Genomic DNA, 23552 nt, shown 5'->3' with positions numbered 1-23552 from the left:
CTTGCATTACATCTCGAGCTAGGGGAGCGCTTCCTGTTGACCCATGGCAGGAGTGTTCTGTTAATACAGCCACAGTAATTACAGGGTTTTCTGCGGGGGCAAAACCTATGAACCAGCCATGATGCCTTTGGTTTAAAGGCAGCTTTGGACAATTGGTATAAATATTTTTTTTAGAAAAAGAACGAAGTTGAACAGTTCCTGTTTTTCCAGAAAATTTATACTTTTTTAATTTCCACCAATGTGCCGTTCCTCTTTTGTTGTTAGTCACTTGAAATAAACCTTGCTTAATTATTTTAAAATTTTCTTTTTTAAAACCTTCTTCTATAAGATTTTTTTTTGTTGTGGGTGAAAATTGTTTAATTACTTTTCCTTGATTATTGATAATACTTTTTACTAAAAATGGTTTTACTACAAGCCCTTCGGTTGCAATAGTATTATAACTAATTAGCATTTGTAAGGGAGTGGTTAAAGTGTAGCCTTGCCCAATAGCATGCACTAAATCTTCTCCTTTTTGCCAAGGTTCATTAATTTTTTTAATTTTCCATTTTGGATCAGGAATTAGTCCTGTTTTTTCATAAGGAAGAGCAATATTGGTTTTTGCTCCTAAGCCTAATTTTCTGGCATAATAGGCAATATTATCTATTCCTAAATCAATACCCAGTTTGTAAAAAAATATATTATTAGAAGTTTCTAGGGCAGTTGCAAGATTAATTTTTCCTTGATTAATTTTAGAGTGATTATGAAAAAGGCGATTGCCAAACTTTAAGGTAGAGGGAGCATCTAATAAGGTGTCTTTGGTGATAATTCCTTTTTCTAATGCGGCCAAGGCAACAATGGGTTTAAATGTAGACCCAGGAGAGTAGTGGTTTTGCACGACTTTATTAATTAAAGGTTTTCCTGGATTTTCAGACAATGCTTTCCATAAATCATTTTTAATTTTTTTAGAAAATAGATTATTGTCATAAGAAGGGGAGCTAACCCAAGCAATAATTTCTCCATTAGTTTTCATAGCAATTAAAGCTCCAGACCTTGGCCCAATGGCGTCTTTTCTGTTAAAGCTTTTAAAAGCAACCTCTTGTACATCTTTATCTAAGGTTAATACGATATTATCGCCAGGTATAACCGTCTCTTTTTTAAGATCAAAAGAACTAAATTTCGATCGCACTTGCCTACCTTTAGAATCCACCTCTACCATATTATATCCTTTTTTTCCAAAAAGTATGGTATTCCAAATTTTTTCTAAACCACTTTGGCCAACTTGATCATTAGATAAATGTTTTTTATTAGAACTTTTTCGTACTAATCCAAATAATTGCGAAGCACTGTCTTGTATTAGTGAGTGTCTATAAGGGTGCTGGTTTAATATAATATTAGGATAGCTAAGTGCTAATTTTTGAATATTATAAATTTCTGTTAAATTCAGATGATCTTTTATGGGTATGTTTTGATATCTAGATTGATTTTTTTTATAAGAGATAATTGCTTTTTTAATTTTTTGTACAGGAATGTTTATAATTGCACTAAGTGCTTTTAAACTTTCTTTATTATTATTTTTATTAAAAGAGCTAAGCTCGACTTGATAAGCCGATAAATTTTTAACCAGTATTTTTCGATTTCTATCTAGTAGCAAGCCTCTTGTTGGAGCAATACTTTGAACTTTAATATAATTAGAGTCAGAAAAAAATTTAAAGTCAGAGCCTTTTATAATTTGTAAATAAAAAAGCCTTGCAGTTAAAAGTAGTAAACCTATTTTTAAATAAAGAGAAAAATTTTTATATTTATAAATCCAATCCTTTATATTAGCAGTCATTTTTATACCCAACCTATATGTTTACTAGAGGGGGTGGAGGGGTTAGAAATTTTTGAAAATATTTTTTTTTTGCGAAAGAAATAAAAAAACAACAAGCTAATAACAGCAGTAAGTAAACTGCTATAGATATTAAACACCGTAAAGCTTTTTTGAATGCTAGCGCTAAAGCTTTTTCCCGTGTAAGTAGAGTAAAGCATTTGTATGGCAATAAAGCTTAACAAAGAAAATACAAAAAATGTTTTTATACTAGAGGTAAAAAGAGTTTCTTTAATATAAAAAATAATATATCCACAACTGCACAGGCTAAAAAAAAGAGGAAAGCCTTTAAAAAGAGTATAAGAGGATAATAAAAGGCTAGCAAACAAAGACACAATAGTTACCGTGGTTTTGTTAGTATAAAGTGCTGCGTATACTATAAAACTAATCCATATTTGAGGGGAGGGGGCAAAGGGAAAAAGATAAAACCATAAAGTCACTTGCAAGCTAAGGCATGCGTATAAAACAAGGCCAATAGAAAGGTAGGCTTTTAAGTAATACATATTAAGGTTTTTTTACAATAAATACTTCTTCTAAAGTATTAAAAGAGACAGCGGGTTTTATAAGTACTTGGAGTTGTTTATTTAACGGGGCTTTTGTAATTTTAAAAATTCTTCCAATAGGCAAGCCTTCAGGAAAGTTTTTTTGCAAGCCCGAACTAATAAATAAATCTCCTTCTTGAATTTCTTTAGAAGATAATAGGTTTTCTTGAGGGTCAATAAATGTATAAAAACCGTTTTTATATCCTGTAATTAAAGTGCGCACTCTAGATCTTTGATTAATACTATCTATAGATATTTGATTAGACAGTAATAAAATAATTTGTGAGGTGTGTTTGTAAACATTTCTTACCATTCCCACAACCCCTTCGGGGCTTAAGGCTCCTTGCAGTTTTTCTACGCCGTCTGCCGACCCTTTGCTGACAGTAATGGATAAAAAGTGATCAAAAATATCAACACTAATTACTTTGGCCACTATTAATTTAGATTCTTTTATAATTTTTAAATTTAACAAAGCTTTTAAGCGTTGATTTTCTTTTTGTAGCTCTAATTTATTTTGTAATCGAATAACTAATTTTTGATTTTCTATAATTAGTTTTTTATTATTTTCTTTGATAGATAATAGCAAAGTGTATTTTTTAATGGCCTCATATATTCCTATTGGGGCTTGGTATAAGATACTAGGCAAAATAGCAGAAGCGTTGCTAAAATGATATGTCGTGTTGTTTAGTAGGGATTGAAAGTGTTTTTGGTAATTATACAGGCTAAGCCCTACGATTAAGACTAAGCTAAATAGGGTGATTTTACTTTTAACAATAGAAGGCATAGATTTCTTTAAATATATATGAGTTTTACTTTGAAAGTTCTTGCATTATAAAGCGCTTATTGTTTAAAATACCAAAGGTTAGTAAAAATTCAAGTAATCCTTGAGGGTGCCTTTATGAAAAAAATTATTTTTATGCTTATTTCTGGTATTATTGTTTTAGCCTTTGCCTTTTTTGGCTTAACGCCTTCCTTTTTTGGAGGAGATCGTGGGCGAGGAGTGGCTTTGTCGGTTAATAATGAAGTGATCAGTACGCTTAGTTTTGATAAGATGGTTCGTTCAGCTAGTAGAAGACAGTCAGCGCCTAGAGGCAAAACGGCTAAGGAACGGAGATTATTAGAGGCACGCCTAAAACAACAGCTATTAAATGAGTTGTTACAGCTAAATGTGATTTATGTCTCTTTAGCAAATTCGAGGTTTTATATTGCTTCTGAGGCCATTATTGACCAAGTGGTTTCTACACCGGCTTTTTCAGAGAATGGTCAGTTTAGGCGTACGCGTTATGAGTCTTTGCTAAAGTCGATTGGGCAAACTCCAGACAGCTTTGAGTCACAAATAGAAAAATCCATTGTTTATCAAGACTTTGTTGGATGGATAGAGCAAGCTACTCAAATGGTAGACCTAGAGGAAAAATTAAAAAATTCTGTATTAAATGCCGAAGTTCACTTAGATTTTTTTGAACTAAAAAAGCCTAGTAAAAACAAAAAAGCTTTAAAAAAAGCTTTTGATAAAAAAATTAAAAAAATAAAACAATTATTAACTACAACCAAGGTTGCTAGTATTAATAGCTGGAAAAAAAAGAATAAACTAAAGCCTGTGAAATCTGCCAAGGTTTCTTTGCAAAGCTCTTATTTACCTATATTGGGGCAAAATAAAATGGTTTATACAAATATTTTAAAAACAAAACCGGGACAATTTGTAAATACACTAGCTTTTCACAAAGGAGCGTATTATTTAATTTATGTAAAAGCGGTAAAAAAAGCCAAAGCAAAAAACAAAGCTTCTTTTGGTATTATAAGTCAGTGGTTTGCTCGTCAAAGGCAACAGGTGGCTATGCAATCTTGGTTTCAAAACTATAGTAAAAATTTAAACATTTATACTAATAAAAATTTAATAAAATTATAATGTGCGGATATGGCGGAATTGGTAGACGTAGTGGATTCAAAATCCACCGGTGGCAACACCATGGGAGTTCAAGTCTCCCTATCCGTACCACTTTAATTTTATTTTTTTTATTCAGCACTATTATAGCTCGCGCAGAATTTATTAATTTACCAAATCCTGGTTTTTATTGGAGTAAAAACAGTTTAAATCAAAAAATTAAAAAATTTATAAAGAAAAATAAAATTAATCCTGCTCAGTTATCTTTTTCTATCAAGGCACACAACCCCATTAAAGGCTTTAAGTTAAGTCATAACGGAAATACTTATTTTGTTCCAGCCTCTTTAAATAAAATAGTTATTGCTTTGGCTGCAGTGGAGGAGTGGGGAATTAAAAAAAAATTTACCAGTTCTTTGTTGGTAAAAAAGCAAAGTAAAATTAAAAACAAGCAACTAAACGGAAGTCTTTATTTTAATGGGGGAGGAGACCCTGTTTTTGTTTCTGAATCCATGTGGAATTTAGTTAGAGTTTTTTCTCACTCTAATATTTCTGTAATTAAGGGCGACCTTGTTATCTTTAAAAAATCATTTAAATCGAAAATTCAAAATGCCAATAAACCTCCTAAGGGAGATAGAGCTTATGAGGCATTAATTGCACCAAGTTCTTTTAATTGGAATAGTGTTACTGTTAAGGTAAGGGCATCGACCATTGGAAAAAAAGCGAACATTATTATTGACCCCTATAAGTCTCCATTTTTAGAAATCCGAAATAATGTGCAAAGTGTAGCTGGTAGCAAAGCTAATATTCAAATTAAAAGACTTGTTGAAAAGAAAAAAAATATACTAATTATTAAGGGGAAAATTGGTATTAAGGCTAAAGCTTTTGTAGCTTATAAAAGCATAATTAACCCCGAGCGTTGGTTGGGTAGTTATTTGCGTGTTTTTTTAAAAAAGCGAGGAATTGTTGTTAAAGGCAAGGTTAAAATTAAAAATTTTAATACCATAGACTTATGGGAGTATAAAAAACTAGCAGAAATAAAAAGTAAGCCTCTTCCTTTAATAATTGCAGATATGTTAAAGTTTTCTAATAATTATATTGCAGATATGTTAAGTTCACAATTTTATAATTATAATCTTAGAATAAAAGATATTTTTCAAAAAATAGGAAAGCCTAAACAAAGTGCTTATTTTTTTAACCCTTCGGGTTTATCTAGAAAAAATCAATTAAAGGCTAATACTATTTTAAGCTTATTAAAATATATAAAAAATCACACTTACGCCCCCGAGCTATTAAGTGCTTTTTCTATAGCGGGCATAGATGGAACTTTAAAAAGCTATAATTTTAGCCAGTCTAATCAAGTTATTAGAGGAAAAACGGGTTTGTTAAATTCTGTTGTTACTTTTGCGGGTTTTGTTCAAGCGGGAAAAAAAGAACAATTATTAGTAGTTTGGATGTTTAATGGCAAAGCTAAAGATACTTTAAAAGCATTAAATTGGAGAAGAAAGTTTCTTCAATTATTAGTTACTAAATAATTTTAAAAATTATGCCAAAGCATCAAAATCTTTTTTTTCAAAAAGATTTTTTATCTGCAAGTTTTTATCGATAAATTTTTGTATACTAAAGGGGCTTCGATTAATTACACAAACAACAGTGTTGACTGTTGCGCCTGCGTTTCGCAGATCGTCTAAACTGAGTAAAACCTGGCCTCCTGTGGTGATGATATCTTCAATAATGCAAACATTTTTACCTTTTACCTCTATGCCTTCTACGACTTTGTTAGTGCCATATTTTTTACTGTGTTTGCGCACAAATACGCAAGGTAAATTTAACTCTATGGCAAGGGCGGTGGCAATAGGGATGGCGCCCATTTCTAATCCTGCTAAAATTTTTGTTTCTGGGGGAATTAAATGTTTTAATTCCTTAGCTATAGCTTGTAAAAGCGTTGGATTAGATTCAAAACGATACTTGTCAAAATATTCTGAAGAGTATTGCCCTGAGCGAAGCAAAAACTTTCCGGTTAAGTGAGAAGTTTTATAAATATTTTTTTTTAAATCTTCTTTAGTCATTTTTTATTTAAGGGGATTGTTGTTATGAAATCGCTGTTTCAGGCTAGGTGTGTTGATCCATAATTTTTTATTATTTATTTTTTGGCTAGCAATGCTGCGTTTAAATGCATTAAATTTAGTTAATAGATATTCAGGTAACAGGTTAGGTTTATGGTTTCGGTTTTCTCTTTTGTAATATTTGCTTAACTGTAGTCCAAACCAATAAAACCTATTATCTTTTCTTGCAAAGGTGCAATTAATTCGCTCTCTTCTAGATCGATTATATATTTTATCAATAGCTATTTTGAAAGAAATTTTATCATCAAAAATTTTTCTAGATAAAGGGGGAAGTTCTTTGTCTTTTATAAGAAAGGCTTTGTTCCAAACATAACAAGCATTTAGGTAAGAATATTTAATAATATTTCTAACTATAGAAAATTGTATTTCTTTAAGAGCCGTTTCTTCCGATTTTTGTAAAAATATATTATCTTCTTGTAAATTATTAAATTTAACATCTATGATGGGCATACCTAAACTAGACACTTTATCTACAAAAGAATTCATAGCTCCATACTTTTCATTTAAAGCAAAACGCGGTAAATTATATAAATCAGAAGAGCTAGATTTTAAAAAAGAAGGTTTTATATTAGCAGATTTTGGAATAAACGATGCAGGAGAGGAGTGTTGTCCAAAAGCCGCATCTACTTTAAAGTCATTAAAAAAATCTGCAGAATGTTTTTGAAGGGTTTTGTTTACAAAAGTTTTAATGCTGTTGTATTTATCACTCATGATTTCAATATCTTCTACAGAAAAAGTGGAAAGCATTGTTCTTAAAGCCACTGTGCTTTCGCCATAAGGGTAAGAAAATGTACGAGGGCTTACTCCCAATTCTTCTTTGATTCTAGTCATACATTTAAGGACAGTTAAAAAATTTTTCTCTATAGAGTGCTCAATCATGTGGGCATGGTCGGCAGTGTGGCAGCCAATAGTGGTGCCTTTGTATTCGGTAATTGTTCGTAACTCATTCCATGTTAAAATTCCTAATTTTTTTTCGGCAACAGGCTTATGATTATTTGTATCGATAATGTCGGTATTAATAAAAAAAGTAAAAGGAAGGTTTCTTTTTTTTAAATGGGGAAAGCCATAAGTATAAAAAGAACGGTAGGGGTCATCTACAGTAATAACAACAGAATTGGAGTTAAAATTTTCTTTATTCACAAGGTGAGAAATAGCTTTTTCCATAGGAATAACAGAAAATGCAAAATTAGGTTTTTTATACAATTTTGTATCTTGTTTTATTACGCAGCTTTTCCAAGCAGTACCTGGTTTTTTATTTTGTTTTTGCTTTTTGGCTAAATAGGCCGTGCGCTTTTTTTCTCGGTAATGAATATTTTTTACTTTTTCTTCTTGTGTATTTTTTTCATTACTATATTTAGATTCTATACTATTGCAGTAAGTGTCTCGCTTAAAAGTATTAACGCTAAGGTTTTTTCCATCCATATAGTTTAAATGATTTAAAAATTGAAATTCTTGTATATTAGTCCACACTCGTCCTGTGGATTTTTTGCGAATATGTTCTTCTCCCACTCTGTGATATTGTAAAAAAACTACACTATGGGGAGCAATGCTTTTTGCCTGACTTTGGGAGGGTATTAAAAACATATTTATAAGGCTAGTGCTTAGTACATAAGTTAGTACATTAAAAACAAGAATGCTTTTCATGGGTTTATCCTTTTTTCGTTATTTGGGCTTTGTTACTGAGTATTTTGATTACTTTTATTGTGGGTGAAAGACTTTGGTTTGTAAGCTGTAGTAGTAATTTATTGACCTTTTCTTGATTAAAGTAGAGGTTCTTTTTATGTTTAAAATTATAGTATTATTTTTATTTGTGCTTATTGGAATATTGGGTTTAGACTCCGCAGGAGTACTAGCTTTAAAATGGGTAGTTCCTAACTCCAGTAAGGTAAGACCTTTATCTAGAGATAAGCTTTATAAACAGCAGTTATTTTCTAATTTAAACACTTTGCGTTTTACTTCTTTAAAAGGAAAGTCTTTTAAAGTAACCGATTTTAAAGGCAAAGTGATTATAATTAACTTTTGGGCTTCTTGGTGCGATCCTTGTAAAGAAGAGTTTCCTGCCATCTTAAAATTAGTGAATAGATTTAAAGGAAAAGTGGTGCTCATAGCCATTTCTAATGATTTTAATAAGGCTAGGGCCATTTCTTTTTTAAAAGGCTTTCAAAAAAACTACCCCAAAAGCTTTCCTTTTGTTTATGGCGTTTGGGATAAGAACTCTAAAATCACACAGGGAATATTTAAAATCATTAAATTGCCAGAAACTTTAATTTTAGATAAAAATTTAAAAATAGTAACAAAGATTATAGGTAGTAAAAAATGGCTAAATGGAAAAGCGCAGAATTTAATAAAAAGCGCATTATAAAATTATGTAGTTGATTCTAAAGCTATGGAGAGTTACTCTTAGAGTATGAAATTTTCTGATTTATCACAACAAATAGAAGCTATTCATGAAGAATCTTTAAAGGCCTTTAAGGGCGCTTCTTCTAGTAAAGATTTATATGATTTAAAGGTAGAGGTTTTAGGAAAAAAAGGAAAGCTATCTTTGTTGATGGGGTGCATGGCTAAGTTATCTAATGAGGATAAGCCTAAATTTGGTAATTTAATTAATATAAAAAAAAAATCTTTAGAAGAGGTCTATTTACAACATAAAAAACAATTAGATTTAATCGATTTAAATAAAAAGTTAGAGCAAGATTATTTAGACATGAGTCTGCCGGGTAAAGAGGTAGAAAGTGGGGCCTTGCACCCTATACAGAAAGTGAGCGAAGCTATTGTCGATATATTTTCTAAGATGGGCTTTTCGGTTCGTACTGGAAAATTAATTGAAGAAGATTATTATAATTTTGAAGCTTTAAATATTCCTAAAGATCACCCCTCCCGTGATATGCAAGATACTTTTTATATTGATAAACAGCATGTTTTGCGAACACACACTAGCCCCATACAAGTTCACACCTTAGAGACCGAGGCAGCGCCTTTAAGGGTGATTGGTTTGGGAGCGGTATTTCGTTCGGATAGTGACATTTCGCATTCGCCTAATTTTTATCAAATTGAAGGCTTGTTTGTGGATAAAAAAGTATCCATGGCCCATTTAAAAGGCACGGTTTCTTTTTTTGTAAAAGCCTTTTTTAATAAAGAGTTAAAAACGCGATTTCGACCTAGCTTTTTTCCTTTTACAGAACCTTCCGTAGAAGTGGATTGCCAGTGTTCTTCTTGCATGGGCAAAGGCTGTTCTTTATGTGGGCAGACGGGTTGGATTGAAATTGGAGGCTGTGGTTTAGTAAACCCTAAAGTATTAAAATTATCTAATGTGAATCAAGGCAAAGGGGATTGGCAAGCTTATGCTTTTGGTTTTGGGCTAGAAAGAATGGCTATTTTAAAATATGGAATTAAAAGCATTCGCTATTTTAGTCAAAATGACATTCGTTTTTTATCTCAATTTAAATAAAGGAAAATACAAAAAATAAAACTTAGGTAGATAATGAAAATTTCTTTTAATTGGTTAACCGAATATATTGATATTACTTCTTTTCAATCTCAACCAGAAGAGTTGGGAAAAAAGCTAACCAATGTAGGTTTAGAAGTAGAAGGTATTCAGGATCAAAAAAAAATATGGGACCATGTGGTTATTGCTAAAATTATAAAAAAGCAAGCTCACCCTAATGCCGACCGACTGAGTCTTTGCCAAGTTAAGGTTGGCAAAGACACTGTGCCCATTGTTTGTGGAGCAAAAAACCATAAAGAAGGGGATTGGGTTGTGGCGGCTTTGCCAGGTGCTAATTTACCTGGAGATTTTCTTATTAAAAAAAGCAAATTAAGAGGAGAATTAAGTTGTGGTATGTTATGTTCCGAAGAAGAATTGGGATTAAGCAAAACTATGGAAGGCATTTTGCTTTTACCAAGCGAAGGTTTGCAAGAGGGGCAATGTTGGAGTGAATACAAAAACTTAAATGACACTATATTTGATATTAATATTACGCCCAACCGTACCGACTGTTTAAGTCATTTTGGTATTGCTAGAGAATTATCTTGTGTGTTAGACAAACCTTTAAAAAAAACTTTTCCTGTTAAAACTCTTAAGTCGACCTTTTCTGCTTTTTCCATTCAAGTAGAAAAACAAAATACCAATATAGGCTATTCGGGTTGCATTATTAAAAATGTTAAAGTTGCAGAAAGCCCTAAATGGCTTAAGCAACGCCTGGCTTCTGTGGGAGTTAACTCTATTAACAACATTGTTGATATTACTAATTTTATTATGTGGGAGCTAGGACAACCTTTACATGCTTTTAATTTGCAAAAAGTAAATCAAGGAATAAATATTCGTCTAGCTAAAAAAGAGGAAAAGCTAGTTAGCTTAGACAACAAAACTCTTGTGTTTGAGGGGGGGGAATTAGTTATTGCTAACGAGTCTGCTCCAGTAGCTTTGGCTGGTATTATTGGAGGTTTAGATTCGGGAGTTACTTTTGATACACAAGATATTTTTATTGAATCGGCGTATTTTGAACCCTCGGCAATTAGAAAAACAGCCAAAACTTTTGGAATACAAACAGACTCTTCGGATCGCTTTTCTAAAGGGGCCGATTCGTCTATTTTGCTACAAGCTCTTAATAGAGCTTGCGAGTTGGTTGAAGATTTAGCACAGGGAGAAGTGCAGCAGAAAATATTTTATCACGCACCTCCAGCAGTTACAGAAGAAAAAATAAAAATCACACAAGAGTTTTTAGAAGATAAATTGGGCTATGAAGTTAGTATGAAAGATTTTGATAAATGGATTACAGCTTTAGGTTGCCAGCTAAATGTTTCTGATTCAAAAAGTCGCGAAGTAACACCTCCTTGTTTTAGAAAAGATTTAAGTCAGCCTGTGGATTTATTAGAAGAATATGCTCGCTTAAATGGTTATGATAAAATTCCAGAACAATTGCCTTCTTTTTCTGGCGAATCTAGCCCGCATACTAAGCAGTATTTAAAAAATAAACATTTAATGGATTTATGTAAAAATGCTGGCTTGTTACAAGCGATTAACCACCACTTTATTCATTCCACTTTTCAAAAAGATTTTTTAGGAGAAGAAAAAGATTTAAAAAAATATAGCACTTATATGGGAAGGCAAGCCATTCCTGTGTTAAATCCCTTAAGTGCCGATTGGGATGTTATGCGATTAAGTTTATTACCAGGCTTATTTCAAAATTTAATATATAATTATAATCATAACCAAAAATGGGGAAATTTATTTGAATTAGGAACTGTTTTTAACAAAGAAGAAGAGGCTTATAATGAGCAATTTTTTCTTAGCTTTGTATCTTGGGGAAATAAAGAAACTTTATGGGATAAGTCTAAAACGCCATTAGTATTTGCATTAAAAGGAAGGGTAGAGGCTGTATTAAAATCTTTAAACATTCCTTTTAAGTGGAGGGTAATAAAAGAGCCTAATTTTTGTCCGGATTTTTTACATCCAAAGCGATCCATAGCCTTGCAGGTAAAAGGTAAGTTGGTGGGTTACTTAGGCGAGCTACATCCTTTACTTTTACAAAAACACAAACTGCGTTTAAATGTGGCCTTGGCCGAATTTAATACCGAGTGGTTTAATTCTACTTTAAGTTTGTGTAACTCCACAGCCTTAGCAGGAAAATACCCAGCAGTAACTAGAGATTTATCTGTACTGTGCCCTAAAACTTTATTGTCCGAAGAGGTTCTTCAGTTAATAAAAAAAGTAGCGGGAAAAGATTGCGTTTCTTGCAGTGTTTTGGATATTTACGAACCTAAAGATAAAGAAGAAATCTCTATTACTTTTCGACTAGTTGTGCAAAATGCAGAAAAAACTTACTCAGAGGCAGATTTACAATTGCTTCAAAGCAATATTTTTAAAAATTTATCAGAAAAATTAGGTGTCACAGTTCCTTCTAGTTAGTTTTTTACCTTATAAGGCTTATGTGGGAGGCCTTACCTAAGGCCAGACTTTTTAAAAATATTGAATATATTCAAGCCTTTGTTAAGATTAATGTATAACAAAGGTGTTTATAATGAATTCTTCTGAAGAGCTTACTATTACAAAAGCCGACATTGTAGAACAGGTTTATAATAAAATTGGATTTTCTAAAAAAGATGCTACCGATTTTGTAGAGTTATTTTTTTCTTTAATGAAAACATCGTTATGTGATGGCGAGGATGTTAAAATTTCTGGTTTTGGAAACTTTGTGGTAAATCAAAAAAAAGAAAGAATGGGAAGAAATCCTCAAACAGGAGAAAAAATAGCCATTAAAGCCAGAAGGGTTATTGGTTTTAAACCTAGCCAAGTTTTTAAAGGCAATTTAAACAACAAGTAAGTTACAAAGCAACAAGGAGTGTGACCATGTCTTATCTAGACAAACATAAGCAAAATAATACAAGCAATTTATCTTCAAAAACACATGTAAAAAACATACCAGATGCCATAGAGGTTACTTCTGCTTTTAATTATTTAGACCCTCAGTTAAAAAAAGAATTAAATAACATACCAGATAGAATTTACTTTAAAATTGGTGAGGTAGCTAATTTACTAGAAGTAAAATCTTCGGTTTTGCGATATTGGGAAACCGAATTTCCTTCTTTTTCGCCAAATAAATCGGGTAAAAATCAAAGAATGTATAAGAAAAAAGATGTGGAGCAATTATTTTTAATAAAAAAATTATTGTATAGAGATAGATTTTCTATCGAAGGGGCTAGGGGGGTTTTAGCTCAAGCGAAAAAAGAATTTAAAGGTTTTTTTCAAGAAAAACAAATACGAATGAAAATGAAAAACAGTTTATCATTGGCACAACTTTTATTAATAGATATTCAAAACTGTAAAAAACTTTTTGTATAAAAAGTTTTTTGATAAATAGTATTTTTATAAATTTACAATTAACATTACAGTAACATTACAGTAACATTTGATCTTCAAAGGCGGTTAAAGCTGCTTTTGCTCCCTCTCCCATAGCAATAATGATTTGTTTAAAAGGGACGGTAGTAACATCTCCTGCGGCATAAATACCATTAACATTAGTGCGACCTTTGTTATCGACTATAATTTCTCCAAAAGAATTGGTTTTTACAATGTCTTTAATAAATTGACTATTAGGCATCAATCCAATTTGAACAAACACTCCATTAAGGGGAAGTTGTTGGGTGGTTTTTGTTTGTCTGTCTGTGTATTTTAGGTGAGTCACTTTGCTACCATCACCTATGATGCCTGTGGTTTGCACATTAGTTAGTATTTTTGCGTTGTCTAGAGATTTCAGTTTGTCTATCAAAACTTTGTCGGCTTTTAGCTCGGAAGCAAATTCAAAAAGGGTCACCGATTTTACAATGCCCGAAAGATCAATGGCCGCTTCCACGCCCGAGTTACCTCCACCAATAACGGCCACATCTTGTCCTTTGTAATAAGGGCCGTCGCAGTGAGGGCAGTAACCCACTCCTTGGCCGGTGTATTGTTTTTCTCCTTCAATGCCCAGTGTTCGCCACTGTGCACCTGTGGCTACGATAAGTGCTTTGGTATTTAAAAACTCTCCGCTATCTAGGTGTAAATTTTTTAGCGTTTTATTTTCTATGGATTTAATGCGTCTGTGTTCAAAAATTTTTATATCATATTCGGCCATGTGTTTAACTAGTTGATTGGCTAAGGCGGGGCCTTCTGTGTAAGTAACAGAAATTAAATTTTCAATACCTTTTGTGTCTTGCACTTGTCCGCCCATTTTTTCTGCAATTAAAGCCGTTTTTAAACCTTTGCGAGCCGAGTAAATGGCAGAGGCTGCTCCCGCGGGGCCTCCTCCTGCAATGACCACATCGTATTGTCCTAAATTTTGATTTTGTTGCGTGGTTTTTTCCGCACCATATTGTTTTTCTAATGTAGTTAGTAGGGTGGCTAGGTTGGATTTTCCCGAACTAATTAATTTCCCTTTCGCTATAACGCTAGGGACACCTTGTATTTTTAATGCTTTTATATCGTCTTGAGCCATTTCACCATCAATCATTTGGTGGGTGAAGTTAGAATGAACAGCGGCCATTAAGTTAAGGGATTGCACCACTTCGGGGCAAGTTTCGCAAGATAATGCAATGTAAGTTTTTAATTCTATGGGTCCTTTAAGTTGTTTGATTCTATTTATAATGCCGGGGTCAGGTAACTTCCCTTGGTTGTCGGAGTGCAAAATGGCTAAAACTAAGGAGGTAAATTCATGCCCACTGGGAATTCCTACAAAACTAATTCCATTTTTTCTTCCATTATAATTAATAAAAAAAGAAGGTGCACTAGTTTGCTCTTTAGAAGAGCTAATTTTTATATTTAAAGAGGTGCTTTCTAGTTGTGTAAGCAAGTTTAGTAATTCGTTTTGTTTTGGGTGAGTAGATAGGGAGTAAACTAGCTCTACCGTGTTAGTTAGTTTTTCAAAAACCGATTGTAATTGTGTTAGCATTTGTGCATCAATCATTGGCTACCTCTTTTTTAAGTTTAGTAAAAGTATAGAGAGTCTTTAGTAAGATTTAAACTATTATATTTCTATTAAGTGATAGTTTAAAGCTATTGTAATATATAATAGAGTATGCTCGTCCAAATACAGTTTTTTTAGATTAAGAGGTATTTAAGTGCAAATAGCGTAATTTTAAATTTGTAAAAAATTCCAAGCTAAATAATTTTGATTGATTATTTGCAAGGGAGGTAGAAGTTTATTTAATTAAAGAAATTATTAGCAAAGCTTGTAATAAAGCCATTACAAAGAGGTCATGAATGAACAAAACACTTGTTAAATATATATTATTACCGATCAGTTTATTTATATGCACTAATGTATTAGCAAATACAAACACGACTCGATCAGAATGTTTTGAAAAAAAATCAACAATAATTACGAACTATACTTGTGATCTAGAATCTGTTGTTATTCCAAAAGGTGTAACTGGGTTATGGGAGTACTCGTTTTATGACAAGGGTATAACATCTGTTGTTATTCCTAGTAGCGTGACATATATTGATCACCTAGCATTTAAAAATAACAATCTAACATCTGTTACTATTCCAAACAGTGTTACAGTGATTGGTAACTCTGCATTTGCAGATAATGACTTAACATCTGTTGTTATTTCAAACAGTATCACACAGATTAATGTCTGGGCCTTTGCAAATAACAATCTGACATCTGTTGTTATTCCAAATAGTGTCAGAATAATTGGGGACTTTGCATTTGAGAATAACAATCTGACATCTGTTGTTATTCCAAACAGTGTCATAGTAATTGGGGGTTTTGCATTTAAAAAGAACAACCTGACATCTGTTACTATTCCAAACAGTGTTACAAGGATTGGCAACGGAGCATTTGAATACAATAAATTAACATCTGTTACTATTCCAAATAGTGTTACAAGGATTGGCAGCGAAGCATTTGAATACAATAAATTAACATCTGTTACTATTCCAAATAGTGTTACAAGGATTGGCTCCAATGCCTTTGAAAATAATAAATTAACATCTGTTGTTATTTCAAACAGCCTCGAAACGATTGGTCACAGTGCATTTCACACTAACAATCTGACATCTGTTACTATTCCAAACAGTGTCACAAAGATTTTTGGCAGTGCCTTTGCAAATAACAATCTGACATCTGTTGTTATTCCAAACAGTGTCACAGAGATTGGTAATCATGCATTTTACAATAACAATCTGACATCTGTTACTATTCCAAACAGTGTCACAAAGATAGACTATAGTGTATTTGAAAATAACAACCTAACATCTGTTACTATTCCGAATAGTGTAACTAAAATTTTGGAAGGTGCGTTTGAAAATAATAATATTAAGTATGTTAAATTACCAGAGTCAACAAAATTTGCCAGTGGTGCCTTTGATAAAGATGTGATTATTGATGGGGGCATTCCAGCAAATTGCCAGTGGTGCCTTCGATAAAGATGTGATTATTGACAGGGGCATTCCAGAATAAAAAAAATAATTAGTGTCCGTACGATGTAAGAGTTTATGGAAGTTTTTTAACTGTTGAAAAAATTTGAAGCGAAAAAATTGGGGCGATTGACGGGGATTGAACCCGCGACAACCGGAATCACAATCCGGCGCTCTACCAACTGAGCTACAACCGCCATAAACATAAACAACAACCTCAAAGCAAAAAAACATCGATAGCTATTTACCACAGACAATTTACTTTAATGAATTCATCGTAAGTTCATCTACGAAAACATACTAAAAACAGTATAAGTAGCTTGTCAAAGCATTTTATTCCCGCCACTATTATAATATGAAAAATTTATTTTTATTAATATTAGTTACTATTTTTTTTCAAGCTCCTCCAGCAAAAGCCTATTACACTTTATTAACTACGGGCGATCTTCTTCAGCCACACACCTATAAAGTTACCGGTTTTATACAGTTTATTACCGATGGACCAGTGGGCACTACTTTTAATGGGCAATTAGAGTCTTACTTGCGTGACGATGCTAGTTTATTATTTTCCGCAGGTGTTGGAACACACCAAATGGTTTCGGCGGCTATTAAGTGGGTGCCTATTCCAGACTTAGCCCGTCAACCTGCAGTGGGAGGGGTGTTAGGTATTCAACTGGGTCAGTTTAAGACTCAATTAACCTCCCAAGATAAAGCAAAACAACAGCAAGATTTTAGCATTTTTGCTAAAACTTTTTTAAGTAAGCAATTTTTGGTAGAGGCTGGCGAAATAAACAGTTTTGCCTCTTTACATTTGAGCCTACAAAAATTTAAAGAAAAAACCAAAGTGCCTTTATTACTTGGAGTAGGAACGGAGTTAAAATTATTTGCGCAACCTAAGTTTAACTTCATTGCCGAGCTAGGCTTTAATTTAAATCAAGCCTTTAGCTATATCAGCGTTGGCCTTGTTTTTCTCCGTTAGTATTTCCTTAGTCTTTTTAATAAGCTATAAAAAAACGCCATAACGCAGTCCACTATGCAGACCTTCGTCTTGTGCTTTAGTTGGTAAATTACTACTATAATAAATATTACAAGGTAGGCCCTTGTGTATTAACAGGAGAAAAATATGTCATTTTTTATAACAATAATAGAAGCTTTTCAAAATGGTGGTTTTTGGATGTGGGTAATCCTAGCTTTACAGTTAGTGTCTATTGCCATTATAGCAGAAAGAGTTTTTACCTTATATTTTAAAGAAAAAATGCAAGCCATGATTACGGCTTATGGGTTTGAAAAAGCTATTAAGAAAGGGGAGTTAAGCACTTTAATTAAAGATATTGATGAAGTACAAACTCCATCAGTAATTGGCCACTTAACTAAAGAAGCAGCCATTACCGCTTTAGATCTTGGGGGCAAAGAGGAAATTCAATCCAAAATGGATGAAACTTTATTACAAGAAAACAACCTTTTAGAGCGTCGTATAGGATTTTTACCAATGCTTGCCAATGTAGGTACATTAACGGGTTTATTAGGAACTATTGTGGGAATGATTAAATCTTTCACAGCAGTAAGCCAGGCCAACCCTGCTGAAAAAGCGGCACTGTTATCCTCTGGGATATCAGAGGCTATGAACACCACGGCTTACGGTTTAATTATGGCCATTCCTGCTTTAATTGCTTTTGCTATATTAAATAATCGTTCTAGCCATTTAATAGAAGATTTAAACCAAGCCGCTTTAAAAGTGTTTAACTGGTTTAGCTATTCTTATGAAGTATTACCAGAAAAAGTCGCTTTAGAATCTTCTAAAACAGAAGTGAAAAGAGTTTAGTAATTAATTAGCTGATTGGCATTTAAATATTACTGGTAAGGTTCGTCTATGATGAAAACAAAAAAAAAGAGTTTAGATAACGAAATTAATTTAATTTCTTTTATTTCTTTACTTTCGGTTTTAATTTGTACGCTATTGCTAAGCACAGTTTGGGTAAAAGTTGCTACTTTTGACATTACTCAAGCGATTGGAGGGGCTAAAGTTAAATCGGCCAAAACAAATAAAAAAAACCCTCGATTATGGGTACAAATGAACAAAAAGTTTATTTACTTAAAAGTAAAAAACAGCAAAAAACTAAAATACTCATTAAGGATTAAAAAGTTTTTTATTAAACGGGGAAAGTGGAAAGAGGCGGCCTTAACGGCTCATGTGCAAAAATTGGTTAAAGCATTACCAAAATTGCAGCAAGCTTTTGTTAAGCCCAATTCTAATTCCGTTTATGAAGATGTAATTAAATTAATGGATTCTTTAAAAATAGCAGGTGTTTCGCAGTTAGGGATAGTGCCTTTATAAAAACAGCAATACTAGGTAAGTAGTTATGAACAGCATTTTAAAACATACAGAAGTAAATAGTGTTATCGATCAAACCTCTTTGCTTAATAGCCAAGGTAAGTCTAGAAATAAAAAAAAATTAGACAGTGCTGTGTTATTAACTTCTTTAATTGATGCATTTTCTATTTTAGTCATTTACTTGTTAGTAAATTTTAATGATGGCGAGGCTTTACTCATTGACCCTAGTATACAGTTGCCCAATGCCGTTCAAGCCAGCTTGCCCACAAGGCACACAGTAATTAAATTGATAAAAGGAGAGGTGTTTTTAGAAAATACTAAAATAAAGCCAGGGCAGTTAACTTCTTTTTTGGTAAAGGTACAAAAAAAAATAAATGGCTCGGATAAAAACTCTGAGCATTCTATTATTATTCAATCAGACAAGGCCGAGTTATATAAAAATATTAACAGCATTGTTTTAGCTAGTAATCATGCAGGATTTAGCAATATTAAATTTGCAGTTATTCAACACTAATTATTATGTTTATAAAAATTTTTACTATTTTATTAATTACATTTACCAGTCTTTTGACCTCTTTTGCTTATGATGGATTTAAGGCCAATAAGTTATTAATTACTAAGCTAAGTGATGTAAAAGACACTGTAGCCAAAAACGACCCCACATGGGCGGGGATTAGCTTACGGATGGCCGATTTGCTCTCCGAACAAAGCAGGCTTTGTATTAGCAAGAAATGCTCCTCTTCTCAAATTTTAAAATTTCGCAATCAAGCTATTAAGTTATATAAATCGGTATTACCTCGCCTGCACTCTAGTGCGCAATTAGCGGTTTACTCGCAATTGGCCCATTTATTACAACTATCCAATAAAAATACTGCTGCAATTGGGTTTTATAAAAAAGCATTAACATTGCCTGGCAGCACTAAAGCTATATTGGCAATTCAAATGGCTTTGGCGCAAGTTTATTTTAAATTAGGAAGTTATAAAACAGCCATCAGCTATTATAACCAAGTGCTAAAACAACCTAGCTTTGAAAAGTACAATTTAGCTGTTCAAAAAAAATCGTGGGCTTTATTTAGATTAAATAAAATAAACCAAGCCACTAGTAATTTAGAAAGTTTAATTGCTAAAAGCTATAAAGAAAAAACATCGGGTTTAGTTAAAGTAAATGCTTACTTTTATTCTGAATTACTAAATGATTTAGTGTTATTTTACTCTTACAAAAGCAATGCTCCTATAAAAAAAGCAAAACAATTACTAGTTTGGACTCCAAAAAAAGAGCAGGTTAAATTCTTAATGTTTTATGCAAAAGAATTAGAACGGCTAGGGCATTTGACTGCATCTATTAAGTTATGGAATTTTAATCTAGAGTACTTAAATAGCCCTAAAGATCGTATTTCCGCTTATCAACATATTACTCAAGTTTATTATAAAAGCTTTTTGTTTAAACAAGCCACAGCCAGCTTTTCTGCATTGACAGCAGAGTGTAAGAAAAATTTTTCTGAGTGCAAAGATTACGAGGTAAGTTTAAAAAATTTATTAATTGACTGGTTTAGCGCAAAAAAGCGTAGAGATTTACTTTTTAAAAGTTGTACTTTATTTGCTAACCTATTTCCTAACAACGGAGACATTTTAGTTTTAGCTGCTCAAATTGGTGTTACACAAAAAAAATGGAACAAGGCTTTACAGTTTTATAAAAAAATAGAAATGGGTTTAAAAGAAAAAACCATAGTATTTAAAGATAAAAAGCTGTTAAAGTTGTCTGGCGAGCATTTTTTATGGACACAAATCGAGGTTGCCGAATTATCTAAAAATCGCAACCTATTACAACAAACTTACAAATATTTTATTGAAAACTCGAAAGATAAAAATAAAGTGTTTAAAATTCAATACCAAAAGTTTGTATCTTTATATGAAAACAAACAACGAGAAAGTGTAGCCAAAGATTTTCCTCTTATTATTACACAGTACATAAAAACCAAATCTTTTAATTCAAAAAAAATATATCCTGTTGTTGCACAGGCGGTTAATTTGGTTTTACAATCTTTAGTAAAATTAAAAAAAGACCAAGCCATCGAAAAGTGGATAGAACAGTATCAAGCTTATCCTTTTTCTAAATCGGCTAATTGGAAGGCTTATAAAAAGCAAGCCGTTTTAAATCAAACAGCACAGTTAAGCAAACAAGGGTCTAATGAATTAGCGTACAATAAGTTACTTAGCCTTCCTTTCAACAGTTTAAATTTAAAAGAAAAAATAAATTATTATTATAACCAAATTTCCTTATTAGGAAAAATGCAAAAAAAAGAAGAAGAAGCAGTAGTTATTGCTAAACTATTAAATTTAAAAAAGCATTTAACACCAAGTAAGTATAATACCTTAGTGTTACGACAGGTTTGGTTAGCAGAATTAAAATTAGACTTTAATTCTGCTTTTAAGCATTTATTAAAATTAGTTAATAAAAATACCTCGGCAAATAGATATTTGCGTTTAATTTTATTTGCAAAGCTTTCTAAAAAGCCTTTAGCAATTAACCATAAGTATTATAAGCAGTTTTTTAAAAAAGAAAAAAGTATAACTAAAAAACAAGCATTAGCTTTTGATTTAATAAAAGAAAGCAACTTTAATTTAAAAATTTTTAACAAATATACAAAATACTTATCTAAAAAACAATACCAAGCTAATTCTTTAAAAGTGCTAAATCAATTATCTGCAAATTTAGGAAAACTCGACAAAAAGTTTTTGCATAAAATTTTATCTTCTAAAAAATATAGCAAAAATGCAGAGACTATGTTTGTGTCTCGTTTTGCACATTTAGAGAAAAAGTATAAGCCATGGCTAAGCCGTATTACTAAACATAAAATTAAAACTATTAGTCAGTATCAAATTTCTAAAGGTTTAAAACGCCGCTTATATTTGCTGGGAAAAGGGGAAAGATTATTAAAACTAGTAATTAAAGAAAACGACTCTGTGTTACAAATGTTTTATTCTAAAGCTTTAATATTAGAGTCTTTAAAATTGCATGACGAAATTTTAAATTTTCCATTGCCTAAAGGCTTAAACAAGGAAGAGACGCAGCTGTACTCTAGCGCTATAGCAGAAAAGGCGGCAGTATATAAAACTAAGCAAAAATATTATAACCAGTACTATACTCAATTTTGGAAAAATTCTGACTTATTAAGTGTTTTAAAAAAACAATCGCAGTTAAATTTAAACAATTCCTTTTTATTAAACCTCTTTGTTAGTGAGTTAAAATTAGTAGCACCAGAAGATATATTAACCAATATGGTGGTTTTAGAAAACACATTAAAAGAAAAGTTAAATGTTAGAGGTATTAGCAATGTATCTAAAAAACCAGCATTAGCCATTGCGGATTCGGAATTAAAACAAAAAGTTAAGCAATTTCCAGAAAATATAGATTATATAAAAGCCTTTATAAAAGAGATGGATCAGAAAGGTAATTACTCTATGTCTGCGTATTTAAACTCACGGTTGGCATCTTTAAATAATAAAGTAAACAAGGTTAAGGAATAGCATGAAAATACCATTTATCACTATGTTTTTTGTTATTATTTTATCTTCTTTTAATTTAAGTGCAAAGGTTAGCAAGCATACAGTTGCAAAAAGCACCTCTAATTTAAAAACAAATATTTCTTTTGAAGATGCATTGGTAAATGCAAAACACCACGGTGTTGGCGAGGCAGTTATTACTGTTGGGGCAGACAAAGTATTAGACGCTTTATTGGGCGTAAAAAAAGATTTTAAAAAAAGAATTAAAAAAAGTTTTTATAAATTTTAATAATTGGAGAATTTAAATTGAAAGAAGGTATTGTTTTAAAAAAAGAATCTGGTGAAATTATCCGAATATATGATTGGCCGGATAATATTGCCTATGTATCTTTTAATAAAAAAACTGGCCGTTTGGGCTTACATAAAGAACAGCAAAGTTCTTTAAATTTTGTTCATTTAGGAACTTTAGATAAAAATAGCTTAAAATCAGAACCTAAAGTTTTTTTAAATATTCATTTTTCTTTGCTAGGTTCTACTAGTACCGAAAAGGTAAATTTAGAAAGACCATTAGTGTATGCGGATAAAAAAATAAGTCGTACTTTTAAAAGAAGTGCTATGCTTTTTTTCTTTTGTTTATTTTTTATTGCTTATTTTAGTTTAACTCGTCAAGAAGTGCCAGAAGAGGTAAAAGAAAAAACAGAAGTTGTAAAAATAGAAAAAAAAGAAGTAATTAAGCCAAGATATTCTGTGTTAATTGTTCCCAATTCTGTATCTGTCCCTGTGGTTAAAAGACGCAGTGTGCGCCGTTTAGGAGCGTTGGCTGTTTTAGGTGCACTGAAAACAGGAAAACAAAAAGGCGGTTTAAATTTAAACTTCTCTAAAACCTCTAGCGGTGTTGGGCTAGGTGGAAGCCAAGGTAGTGGCGGAGCACAAACTTCTTTGTATGCTAAAGGTTTATCCAAAGTGGCCTTGGGTGTTGGTGGTAAAATTACTGGCGCTGGCGGTTATGGAAAAGCGGGAGCTGGTGGCGGAAAAGCAGGAGTGGGTCGCCTTAGTTTAATTGGTTCTAGGGGAGTTAGTTCTTTAGAAGTGGGAAGAGAGTCTATTACTTCGGGAGGCTTAGATAAATCGGCCATTGCAGCGGTTATTCAAGCGCATTTATCAGAGGTACGATTTTGTTATGAAAAAGCTTTACAGGGGCAGCCCGATTTAAAAGGAAGAGTAGTAGTAAATTTTGCTATCGAGGCTAATGGTTTAGTTAAGTTGGCTAATATTAAAGCTAGCAGTTTAAATTTTCCTTCTGTAGAATTTTGTATTGTTAATCATTTAAAATCATGGAAATTTCCATATCCAAGTGGAGGGGTAGTAGTAAAAGTTTCCTACCCCTTTGTATTGCAAAGAAGTAATTAATTAACTGGAGAA

At 32.2% G+C, this 23552-nt stretch carries 21 protein-coding genes and 2 tRNA genes; 16 read left to right on the top strand and 7 right to left on the bottom strand.

The genetic code is table 11. From position 1 onward, the window contains the following. The 3 genes from mrdA to mreC form a co-directional block, all read right to left on the bottom strand. On the bottom strand, window positions 1-1810 hold a 1810-nt coding region (gene mrdA / locus HAW63_03465; GenBank protein MBE8163026.1), incomplete at its 3' end, for a penicillin-binding protein 2. A gap of 2 nt (window positions 1811-1812) precedes the next feature. Next, on the bottom strand, window positions 1813-2349 hold the full coding sequence (locus HAW63_03460) for a hypothetical protein (protein MBE8163025.1): 537 nt from the start codon (window positions 2347-2349) through the stop codon (window positions 1813-1815). 1 nt (window position 2350) lies between these two features. Next, on the bottom strand, window positions 2351-3172 hold the full coding sequence (gene mreC / locus HAW63_03455) for a rod shape-determining protein MreC (GenBank protein ID MBE8163024.1): 822 nt from the start codon (window positions 3170-3172) through the stop codon (window positions 2351-2353). A gap of 114 nt (window positions 3173-3286) precedes the next feature. Here mreC and HAW63_03450 point away from each other — a divergent pair, with 114 nt between their 5' ends. The 3 genes from HAW63_03450 to dacB all read left to right on the top strand — a co-directional run bounded on the left by HAW63_03450 (window position 3287) and on the right by dacB (window position 5802). After that, window positions 3287-4294: a hypothetical protein gene (locus HAW63_03450; GenBank protein ID MBE8163023.1), complete on the top strand. Its 1008-nt coding sequence runs from the start codon at window positions 3287-3289 to the stop codon at window positions 4292-4294. 3 nt (window positions 4295-4297) lie between these two features. Then, a tRNA-Leu gene (locus HAW63_03445) sits at window positions 4298-4384 on the top strand. Continuing rightward, complete coding sequence (dacB, locus tag HAW63_03440) at window positions 4336-5802, top strand: D-alanyl-D-alanine carboxypeptidase/D-alanyl-D-alanine-endopeptidase (protein ID MBE8163022.1); 1467 nt, start codon at window positions 4336-4338, stop codon at window positions 5800-5802. Before HAW63_03445 ends, dacB begins: the two co-directional genes overlap by 49 nt. A 9-nt stretch (window positions 5803-5811) precedes the next feature. Here dacB and pyrE read toward each other — a convergent pair whose 3' ends face one another. Both pyrE and HAW63_03430 read right to left on the bottom strand, forming a co-directional pair. Then, window positions 5812-6336: an orotate phosphoribosyltransferase gene (pyrE, locus tag HAW63_03435; protein MBE8163021.1), complete on the bottom strand. Its 525-nt coding sequence runs from the start codon at window positions 6334-6336 to the stop codon at window positions 5812-5814. Window positions 6337-6339: 3 nt separating this feature from the next. Beyond that, window positions 6340-8037, bottom strand: coding sequence for a polysaccharide deacetylase family protein (locus HAW63_03430; GenBank protein MBE8163020.1), 1698 nt, complete (start codon window positions 8035-8037; stop codon window positions 6340-6342). Window positions 8038-8173: 136 nt separating this feature from the next. Here HAW63_03430 and HAW63_03425 point away from each other — a divergent pair, with 136 nt between their 5' ends. The 5 genes from HAW63_03425 (at window position 8174) to HAW63_03405 (ending at window position 13234) form a co-directional block, all read left to right on the top strand. Beyond that, entirely contained in the window at window positions 8174-8755 is a 582-nt protein-coding gene (locus HAW63_03425) for a TlpA family protein disulfide reductase (protein ID MBE8163019.1), read from the top strand. 45 nt (window positions 8756-8800) lie between these two features. Next, window positions 8801-9841, top strand: a complete 1041-nt coding sequence (gene pheS, locus HAW63_03420; protein MBE8163018.1) for a phenylalanine--tRNA ligase subunit alpha — start codon at window positions 8801-8803, stop codon at window positions 9839-9841. A gap of 33 nt (window positions 9842-9874) precedes the next feature. Then, complete coding sequence (locus tag HAW63_03415) at window positions 9875-12301, top strand: phenylalanine--tRNA ligase subunit beta (protein ID MBE8163017.1); 2427 nt, start codon at window positions 9875-9877, stop codon at window positions 12299-12301. Window positions 12302-12413: 112 nt separating this feature from the next. Next, window positions 12414-12716: an integration host factor subunit alpha gene (locus tag HAW63_03410; protein ID MBE8163016.1), complete on the top strand. Its 303-nt coding sequence runs from the start codon at window positions 12414-12416 to the stop codon at window positions 12714-12716. Between the two features lie 26 nt (window positions 12717-12742). Continuing rightward, on the top strand, window positions 12743-13234 hold the full coding sequence (locus HAW63_03405) for a MerR family transcriptional regulator (protein MBE8163015.1): 492 nt from the start codon (window positions 12743-12745) through the stop codon (window positions 13232-13234). 55 nt (window positions 13235-13289) lie between these two features. Here the strand turns inward: HAW63_03405 and ahpF are convergent, their stop codons facing one another. Continuing rightward, the gene (gene ahpF / locus HAW63_03400; protein MBE8163014.1) at window positions 13290-14834 is read right to left on the bottom strand and encodes an alkyl hydroperoxide reductase subunit F; all 1545 of its coding nucleotides are present in this window, start codon (window positions 14832-14834) and stop codon (window positions 13290-13292) included. Window positions 14835-15130: 296 nt separating this feature from the next. Between ahpF and HAW63_03395 the strand changes: the two genes are divergently transcribed. Further along, window positions 15131-16303: a leucine-rich repeat domain-containing protein gene (locus HAW63_03395; GenBank protein ID MBE8163013.1), complete on the top strand. Its 1173-nt coding sequence runs from the start codon at window positions 15131-15133 to the stop codon at window positions 16301-16303. 112 nt (window positions 16304-16415) lie between these two features. Here the strand turns inward: HAW63_03395 and HAW63_03390 are convergent. Continuing rightward, a tRNA-His gene (locus HAW63_03390) sits at window positions 16416-16491 on the bottom strand. Between the two features lie 158 nt (window positions 16492-16649). Between HAW63_03390 and HAW63_03385 the strand changes: the two genes are divergently transcribed. The 7 genes from HAW63_03385 to HAW63_03355 all read left to right on the top strand — a co-directional run bounded on the left by HAW63_03385 (window position 16650) and on the right by HAW63_03355 (window position 23540). Next, the gene (locus HAW63_03385; GenBank protein MBE8163012.1) at window positions 16650-17273 is read left to right on the top strand and encodes a hypothetical protein; all 624 of its coding nucleotides are present in this window, start codon (window positions 16650-16652) and stop codon (window positions 17271-17273) included. A gap of 144 nt (window positions 17274-17417) precedes the next feature. Beyond that, window positions 17418-18116, top strand: a complete 699-nt coding sequence (locus tag HAW63_03380; protein ID MBE8163011.1) for a MotA/TolQ/ExbB proton channel family protein — start codon at window positions 17418-17420, stop codon at window positions 18114-18116. 48 nt (window positions 18117-18164) lie between these two features. Further along, window positions 18165-18629 carry a hypothetical protein gene (locus HAW63_03375; GenBank protein MBE8163010.1) on the top strand — a complete coding sequence of 155 codons (465 nt, stop codon included), beginning with the start codon at window positions 18165-18167 and terminating at the stop codon, window positions 18627-18629. A 25-nt stretch (window positions 18630-18654) separates the two neighbouring features. Beyond that, the gene (locus tag HAW63_03370) at window positions 18655-19140 is read left to right on the top strand and encodes a hypothetical protein (protein ID MBE8163009.1); all 486 of its coding nucleotides are present in this window, start codon (window positions 18655-18657) and stop codon (window positions 19138-19140) included. 5 nt (window positions 19141-19145) lie between these two features. Further along, entirely contained in the window at window positions 19146-22154 is a 3009-nt protein-coding gene (locus HAW63_03365) for a tetratricopeptide repeat protein (protein ID MBE8163008.1), read from the top strand. 1 nt (window position 22155) lies between these two features. After that, window positions 22156-22419 (top strand): hypothetical protein, encoded by a 264-nt coding sequence (locus tag HAW63_03360; GenBank protein ID MBE8163007.1) that lies wholly within the window; start codon window positions 22156-22158, stop codon window positions 22417-22419. A gap of 17 nt (window positions 22420-22436) precedes the next feature. Then, window positions 22437-23540 (top strand): AgmX/PglI C-terminal domain-containing protein, encoded by a 1104-nt coding sequence (locus tag HAW63_03355; GenBank protein MBE8163006.1) that lies wholly within the window; start codon window positions 22437-22439, stop codon window positions 23538-23540. Window positions 23541-23552 lie beyond the last annotated feature (12 nt).

Source organism: Pseudobdellovibrionaceae bacterium, from assembly GCA_015163855.1.
Lineage (GTDB): Bacteria > Bdellovibrionota > Bdellovibrionia > Bdellovibrionales > UBA1609 > JAAOIH01.
The sequence above is the reverse complement of the archived record's forward strand: the minus strand, read 5'-3'. Positions and strand labels throughout refer to the sequence as shown.

What these genes read in the sequence shown, in the direction of transcription:
- HAW63_03460 (MBE8163025.1), bottom strand. Translation starts at nt 2,349, where the DNA reads ATGTATTACTTAAAAGCCTACCTTTCTATTGGCCTTGTTTTATACGCA.
- mreC (MBE8163024.1), bottom strand. Translation starts at nt 3,172, where the DNA reads ATGCCTTCTATTGTTAAAAGTAAAATCACCCTATTTAGCTTAGTCTTA.
- HAW63_03450 (MBE8163023.1), top strand. Translation starts at nt 3,287, where the DNA reads ATGAAAAAAATTATTTTTATGCTTATTTCTGGTATTATTGTTTTAGCC.
- pyrE (MBE8163021.1), bottom strand. Translation starts at nt 6,336, where the DNA reads ATGACTAAAGAAGATTTAAAAAAAAATATTTATAAAACTTCTCACTTA.
- HAW63_03430 (MBE8163020.1), bottom strand. Translation starts at nt 8,037, where the DNA reads ATGAAAAGCATTCTTGTTTTTAATGTACTAACTTATGTACTAAGCACT.
- HAW63_03425 (MBE8163019.1), top strand. Translation starts at nt 8,174, where the DNA reads ATGTTTAAAATTATAGTATTATTTTTATTTGTGCTTATTGGAATATTG.
- pheS (MBE8163018.1), top strand. Translation starts at nt 8,801, where the DNA reads ATGAAATTTTCTGATTTATCACAACAAATAGAAGCTATTCATGAAGAA.
- HAW63_03415 (MBE8163017.1), top strand. Translation starts at nt 9,875, where the DNA reads ATGAAAATTTCTTTTAATTGGTTAACCGAATATATTGATATTACTTCT.
- HAW63_03410 (MBE8163016.1), top strand. Translation starts at nt 12,414, where the DNA reads ATGAATTCTTCTGAAGAGCTTACTATTACAAAAGCCGACATTGTAGAA.
- HAW63_03405 (MBE8163015.1), top strand. Translation starts at nt 12,743, where the DNA reads ATGTCTTATCTAGACAAACATAAGCAAAATAATACAAGCAATTTATCT.
- ahpF (MBE8163014.1), bottom strand. Translation starts at nt 14,834, where the DNA reads ATGATTGATGCACAAATGCTAACACAATTACAATCGGTTTTTGAAAAA.
- HAW63_03395 (MBE8163013.1), top strand. Translation starts at nt 15,131, where the DNA reads ATGAACAAAACACTTGTTAAATATATATTATTACCGATCAGTTTATTT.
- HAW63_03385 (MBE8163012.1), top strand. Translation starts at nt 16,650, where the DNA reads ATGAAAAATTTATTTTTATTAATATTAGTTACTATTTTTTTTCAAGCT.
- HAW63_03380 (MBE8163011.1), top strand. Translation starts at nt 17,418, where the DNA reads ATGTCATTTTTTATAACAATAATAGAAGCTTTTCAAAATGGTGGTTTT.
- HAW63_03375 (MBE8163010.1), top strand. Translation starts at nt 18,165, where the DNA reads ATGATGAAAACAAAAAAAAAGAGTTTAGATAACGAAATTAATTTAATT.
- HAW63_03370 (MBE8163009.1), top strand. Translation starts at nt 18,655, where the DNA reads ATGAACAGCATTTTAAAACATACAGAAGTAAATAGTGTTATCGATCAA.
- HAW63_03365 (MBE8163008.1), top strand. Translation starts at nt 19,146, where the DNA reads ATGTTTATAAAAATTTTTACTATTTTATTAATTACATTTACCAGTCTT.
- HAW63_03360 (MBE8163007.1), top strand. Translation starts at nt 22,156, where the DNA reads ATGAAAATACCATTTATCACTATGTTTTTTGTTATTATTTTATCTTCT.